This window comes from Burkholderia sp. TSV86, assembly GCF_001522865.1.
Classification (GTDB): Bacteria; Pseudomonadota; Gammaproteobacteria; order Burkholderiales; family Burkholderiaceae; genus Burkholderia.
In genome coordinates this window covers 78,622-85,190 of the sequence record NZ_LOWB01000039.1, presented here as the reverse complement: position 1 = coordinate 85,190, position 6,569 = coordinate 78,622, and the positions used below count along the sequence as shown (strand labels likewise).

Annotated in this window: 5 protein-coding genes; 1 reads left to right on the top strand and 4 read right to left on the bottom strand. The window is 66.4% G+C overall.

What is annotated here, in order from left to right:
* Positions 1-448 precede the first annotated feature (448 nt).
* Positions 449-922, top strand: coding sequence for an Ivy family c-type lysozyme inhibitor (locus tag WS68_RS06965; protein ID WP_059570089.1), 474 nt, complete (start codon positions 449-451; stop codon positions 920-922).
* Positions 923-960: 38 nt separating this feature from the next.
* Here WS68_RS06965 and WS68_RS06960 read toward each other — a convergent pair whose 3' ends face one another.
* From WS68_RS06960 to WS68_RS06945, 4 genes are read right to left on the bottom strand one after another with little or no spacing between them, the layout of a single operon-like run.
* Entirely contained in the window at positions 961-2,508 is a 1,548-nt protein-coding gene (locus WS68_RS06960; protein ID WP_059570088.1) for a TolC family protein, read from the bottom strand.
* The gene (locus WS68_RS06955) at positions 2,495-4,864 is read right to left on the bottom strand and encodes an FUSC family protein (RefSeq protein ID WP_059570087.1); all 2,370 of its coding nucleotides are present in this window, start codon (positions 4,862-4,864) and stop codon (positions 2,495-2,497) included. Before WS68_RS06955 ends, WS68_RS06960 begins: the two co-directional genes overlap by 14 nt.
* A complete protein-coding gene (gene mdtN / locus WS68_RS06950) occupies positions 4,845-5,894 on the bottom strand; it encodes a multidrug transporter subunit MdtN (RefSeq protein ID WP_059570086.1) in 1,050 nt (349 codons plus the stop codon). The genes WS68_RS06955 and mdtN overlap by 20 nt, the downstream gene beginning before the upstream one ends.
* The gene (locus WS68_RS06945; protein ID WP_059570085.1) at positions 5,891-6,184 is read right to left on the bottom strand and encodes a YtcA family lipoprotein; all 294 of its coding nucleotides are present in this window, start codon (positions 6,182-6,184) and stop codon (positions 5,891-5,893) included. Before WS68_RS06945 ends, mdtN begins: the two co-directional genes overlap by 4 nt.
* Positions 6,185-6,569: the final 385 nt, after the last annotated feature.

Genomic DNA, 6,569 nt, shown 5'->3' with positions numbered 1-6,569 from the left:
ACTATCGGCAGTTTGAGGACGTCGCCAAGGCGGCCTGACTCAAACAAATCGGTCTCCGATGAACCCGGGGCGATTCAAACCGTTGTTTTGTAACGCATAGTCATTTCATACGAGCATTCGTAATGCGAAGGTCGTAGGTTCGACTCCTATCTCCGGCACCATACAGAATCAAGGGGTTACAGCGCTTTGCCTGTAACCCCTTTCTCTTTTCAGAGTCTGCCAGGCCATCGTGTGATCGGACAAGCCGGTTCGCGGCCGACCCGTCCATCGCGCTGCCCGGCTCCCGCCGTTTGCCCGCAGCTGCCACAGCAACGCTCGCTCATCGCCAGGCAGCGGACAATCTCACTGCCCGCCGGGCGCCATCCCGAGTGCCGCCATCAGAACCGGAACTTTGACGCGATTCCCGCCACCAACAAGGCCCTTACACACTCGATGAGCACATACAGACATGCGAATCAGAATGTTGCCGGCCGCCGCGGTCATCGCGTCGTTCATCGCTCCGGCCACATGGGCCGATACCTCCGCCAACGCCAAACAATGGTCATTGAGCGCGATCTTCCATGATCGCGCCGCGAAGTCCGCTATCGACGCGATGCGCAAAGGCCGCGCGCTGCCGGCATGGGTAACGAAAGGCGGCACCGAATCGCCCGCGCATACCGTGTCGTTCGAAGGGCACGACGTCTACGTCATGGGCGCGTGCAAACCGCACGATTGCGGCTCAGAGAGCATCGCCATCCTTTACGATCCGCAGAACAAAGTGATGTACGGCGTGCTTTCCGTGGTCGGCCCGAGAGCCGGCACCGAGCGCCTGACATGGCTCAATATCGGCGGCGGCAACGAATCGATCGACGGCAAAACGATTCTCTATGCGCAGCTGACGGGCAGCTTGGAAAATCATCCCGGCGCGTTCAACTATAAATAACGCGCCGCCCTCGTCGCCCTCCCACGCGGGCCGCCGCGCTACTGCGCCGCTCCGATCGTCCCGGTCGCGAGCGCCAGCGCCGCGGCCGCCGACAACGCGCCGCTATAGCTGTCGACATACGCATTCGTCGCGACGAGCAACTGGCTTTGCGCGAGCGTGGCGTCGGTGATCGAGCCGACCCCGTTGCGATACGCGGTGAGCGCCGCGTCGTAGCTGGTGCGCGCCGCGTCGACGAGCGCCTTCGCCGCCTCGTGCGAGGCCAAGCTCGTCTGCAACGCGTTTTGCGCGGCTACGATCTGACGCACCGCCTCTTCCTTCGTGCGCTCGAGCCGGGCCCGCGCACTCTGCGCGTCGTTGCGCGCCTGCATTAGCACGGCCGAGCGCAACCCGCCGTCGTACAGTGGAATCGACACACCGATGAACACGCTGCCGCCGTAGCGGCTGCCGTTCAGATTGACGGTCGGCGCCTGCTGACCGATTGCAGGCAGCGCGGTGATTGCCGAGCGGCTCGCGTTGTACGACGCCGACGCCGACATGAACACCTTCGGCATGAACTCGGCTTGCGCCGCCCGAATCTTCGCGTCCCTCGCCTTCTCGGCCGCGTAGGTGCTCAGCACGTCGGGGCGGCGCGCGATCGCGGACGACACGATCTCGTCGACCGACGTGTGCAACGCGGGCGACAGCGGCTGCACTGGCAGCTCCGCGAGCGTGGGCTTCGACAGCGGCGAGATGCCGAGCGCGGACACGACGCTCAGATAAGCATCGCTATCGGCGCCCTGCGCCTCAACGAACGCGAGGTTCGCCTGCGCGCGGTTCTGCGTCGCCTGCGCCACTTCGACCACCGTGCCGGTACCCTGCTTGAATCGCGCGCGCGCGGCCGCGACGATCGCATCGGCATTGTCGAGCGCCTGCCGCGCGGAGCGCACGCGCGCGTGCGCGGCCTGATACCGGTAGTACGCCACGGTGACATCGTGGATCACCTGCTGATGAAGCGCGGTGAACGCGATATTCGCGACGATCGAGCCTTGCTTGGCGGCCTCGACGCGCGCCGCGCGCCCGCCGAAGTCGAACAGCAGCCATTGCAACGACAGCGCGGACACCGCGCTGCGCGACGTCGCGTCGACGCCGGAATCGCCTAGCTCGGTCGACGACGAGCTATGGCCGCTCAGATAACGCCCCATCGCGGCCACCGACAACTGCGGCAAATACGCGCTCTTCGCGATTCCCACCGCGAGCGCCGCATTGCGTGCGTCGTTCCACGCGATGCGGGTTAGCGGATTCGCCGATTCGGCGAGATCTATCAGATCGGGCAACGTGTAGGCACGCGCCGGATCGAGTTCGCTCGCCGGTGCGACGCTCCCGAGCGCGTGGTTCGCAGGCAGCGTGTAATCGTGGCGCCCGGTATCCGGCACGGCTTTTTGCGGCGCCGGCACGATCTGGCCGGCGGGCGTCGTCTGCGGCAGCCATGGGCGATCGGCCGCCTGCGGCGCGAGATCGATTGACGACGTCGCGCAACCGGCCAATCCGGCAGCGGCCGCGACGACAGCCGCGACGAACGACAAGGTTGGCGCTTCAGGCAGGCGCATGGGCGATGGACTCCTTCGGTGCGGCTTGACCCGCGTCTGCGGCAATGGCCGCGAGCCGCGCGTCGATCAGATTCAGCAATGCATCGCGCGACGCATCGGCCATGACGGGTTCGCGCATAGGTTGCGCCGGATGCGCGGTGGATGGCGCCGGCACGGCGTCCGGCGGCTGGATCGGGCGTCCTGCCGCATCGGCGTCGCGCCGGCCGCCGACTGCACCCGCATCGTCTTTCGTGGGTTGCGCGATGACGCTCGGCGGCAGCATGTCGGCGGCGGCGCGCGTGCCGCCACCGGGTTGCGCAATGGTCTGCGGCGGCATGCGGCCGGCCATATGCGCGCCGCGCTCCGGCGATGAGCTGAACATCGCGTCAGGTAACGGTGCGCCGTCGAGCGTGCGCGCCTCGCTGCCCGCGCGCGCATCCGCCTGCTGCCGCGCCACCTCCTGCGACAGGCGCAGCAGCCGCGCATCGAGCGTGGCGTCGCCCCGCGAGCGCTCGGCCAGCAGGAATGCCGGCCCCTCGAGCGCAGCCAGCTCCATGAGCCTGCGCCGGCGCTCGGCTATCCATCCGGGCGCGGGCCGCACCCACGCCGGCTCGTAGTGCATCAAACCCAGGTTCTGCGCGAGCGCGCCGCCGCGCGCGAGCGCGTCGGCCGCCAATGTGCGCCGCTGCGCGGGTTCGGCGACGCGCGCGAGCCGCCGCCACTGCTCGACGAGTGCCGCAAGCGCCGCATCCACTTGCTTGGCGATGCTAACCGGCCATACACGCGTGAACACCAGATAAACCACCACGTTGCCGAGCAGAATCCCGATCGTGCGGTCACGCGCGAGCGTCAGATCGAAGCCCGGCCCCGCGCCCTGGATCACGCAAAGGAAAAACGCGAACGCAATCTGAAAACCCGCATATCCGATACGCGGCGAGCCGAACGCCACCCACGCGGACAGCCACGCGCCCGCGAACACGAGCGCCATCAGCTCACCGATCGAAGTGAGCGACGGCACGACGAACACGAGCGCGGCGGTGCCAAGCAACGCGCCAACCATACAGCCCGCGATCCGCAGCGTCAGCTTCTCGACCGTCTCGGCCGTCGTGCCGAGCGACACCATGTAGCACGTGATGAAGCATGTATGAATGCCCGGCCAGTCGAGCTGCGAGTACAGCAGATAGCAGAACATCGCCGCGGCGGTGGTCTTCAGCGCATAGCGGATGTGATCGGGGTTGGTACGCGCATCGGGCAGGAAGAAGCCGCCTTTGCGGCCGGCGGCGGGCGCCGGTTTCGACTGCGGTTCCGACTGCGGCTCTAACTTCGCCTGCGGTTTTGGCTCCGGCGCCGCTTCGGGCGCGGCGCCGCCCGCCGCCCCGCGCTGCGCGGCCGGCAGCGCATCAGCAACGGCAAAGCCGGTGATCGCCGCATGCAGATCCGTCGCAACGATGCGCGCAAGCGGCGGCAATCCATCAACATCAGGCAACGCCAGTTGAATATCGACAGGATAGCCGCCTTGCTCGAGCATCGCGGCCATCTCGTCGAGCGTCGCCGCAAGCGGCGCGGCGAACGACTCCGGCAGCCTCGCATGCGGCTCGCGATCCGCAAGATCGGCCGCGATCAGAATCGCCGTGCTCGCCGCAACCGCATGCTGCAACGCCGCGACATCGGCAAGCGTCGACGAGCCTTCGAGCTTCGACAGCTTGAGCCACGTCGCCAGTTGCTGATCGCCGCCGCGCAAGCACGCGTCGAATTCGGCGCGGCCCGCCCCGGCATCGTTGCCGCGCAACCGTCCGCCCGCAAGCCGCAGTCGCCGCGCGAGTTGCACAGATGCCAAGCGCCGAGGCGAAGGCGCGAGCAGCAGATTGACGACGAGCGACATGCCGGCCGCAATCGCGACCATCAGCCATGCATACAACAGCGCACGCGTCGCGACCTCGCCGAACGGAACCATGCCCAACTTGTCGAGCCCGTAGCCTACGATCATCGCGAGAATCGCGCCGACCGGACGTAGCTTGCTCGCCGAGGTCAAATAGAGGAATCCGATCGAAAGCGCGACCATGCACGCGACGCGCAGCACCGGCGAGTCGACGCAAAAAATCGCGACGGCAATCACGAGCCCGATCACGATCGTGATGAGCAGCACCATCGCCACCGTCGTCAGCACGCTCGACACGCGGTCCGGCTTGATCATGAAGAACACCACGTAGGCCGAGATCGCCGCCTCTGGCGTGCCGTACAGGCTCGTGACGAGCACCGTCAGCGCGCAGATCAGCGCAACGCGCGACGCCATGGCCGCGCGCCCCGCAAACGGCGCGAGCAGCCGCAAAATCTCGCGCGGGCGAGGCGCCGCGACGTCAGCGGCAAGCTGAACCATGCCGGATCTCGATGATCGCGCTCGCGCCCACGCGCACCAGCTTTTCGTCGGGCTCGTCGAGCTTCACGCGAACCGGAAAACGCTGCTCGACACGCACCCAATTCACCGAGCGCTCGACGATCGGCAATGCGCGCGGCAAATCCACGCGGCCGGGGTCCGAGACGCCCGCGCCGATCCCCACCACGTGGCCGCGAATGGCGCGGCTGCGGTCGATCATCGAATAAACCGTCGCACAATCGCCGAGCGCGATCCGCGACAACGCGGTCTCGCGGAAATTGCCGACGGCGAACCATTCGCTCGCATCGACCAGCGTGAAGATAGACTGGTTCGGCCCGACCGTCTCGCCCGCCAGGATCGACAACCCGGTCACGTAGCCGTCGTGCGGCGCGCGCACCACCGTATCGTCGAGCGCATGCTGCGCACGCGCGAGCGCGGCCTCGCGCGCGTGCAGCGTCGCCACCGCGTCGGCGTCGTCACCGATCGTGCGCGACGACGCACGCTGTTGCTCCTGCGCCTGCTTCAGCGACACCGCCGCATCGCGCTGCGACACCTGCGCCTGATCGAACTGCTGCGTTGGCACGTACCCTTGCGCGGCCAGCGGCGCGAGCCGCTCGACGGTGCGCGTGGAGAGTTCGTAATGATGCGCTGCGCGCTTGACCTGCTCGGCCGCAACCGCCGCATTCGAGGTTTCGCCGATGATCGCCTTGTGCCGCGAATCGAGCGACGCGCGCGCAAGCTCGACGTCGGCCTGCGCCTGCGCGACCGAAAGCCGGTACGGCACCGGATCGATCTCGAACAACAGATCGCCTTTCGAGACCCGCTGGTTCTCGTGCACGGCGAGCCGGACGATCCGCCCGCTCACGGGCGTCGCGACGTGCACGACATCTGCGTCGATCGTCGCGGCATCGGTCGACGGATAGCGCACGCTGCGCTCGTATGCGTACCAGATGGCGGCAATGCCGAGCGCGACGATCGCAAGCGCGATCAGGCGGCCTTTCGGCACGCTTTTGCGAACACCTGCAAGCTTCATGACAGTTGCCCCGAACCGATCAACCAGACAAGCACGGCGATCACAAATCCGATCGCGGTACACACGGAGAGTTGAAACGGCACCGTCTGGGCCCAGCCGGTCGAGACGAACACCCGGTGCGCGACGATCGCACCCGCGACCCCGATGAGTGCGCTGACCAGCCAAAGTGGAAAATACGCGCCGAACAGCGCAAATGACGGCGCGCCACGCGCAGCGCAGCCTTCGAGCGGAACAACCAGCACACAGGCGGGCCCGATACGGACAAACGGATTCAGCATTGTTTTTTTCATGTGGATCGTTGAATTCGACGGACCGGGCAAGCACCTCAAACCGGCTCGCCTCGGATCTGTGATGATCGCCTCGGCTGGCATGACTGCGACCATACCCCAGATTCGTAGCAGGCGTCCCATGATAATTTAGCCGCCTGCCGGCCGCTACTCCCGCCGCCTTTAATGCCGGCCGCCGGCAACAAGCTTCGCACTGCTTGCAAAGAATGGTAAATGGAAACTTTCAATTATTTACAAAAAGAAATACGTGCGCTTGGCCACAAAACCCCCTGGCAAATCGGACTCGGGCCGCATAACATTACTTAACGATCCTGACCCGCCTATTGAAGTACATTGCGGGACAGCGCGGCGCGCCCACGCCGAGTCATCCAGCGGGGTGCCCCGTGTC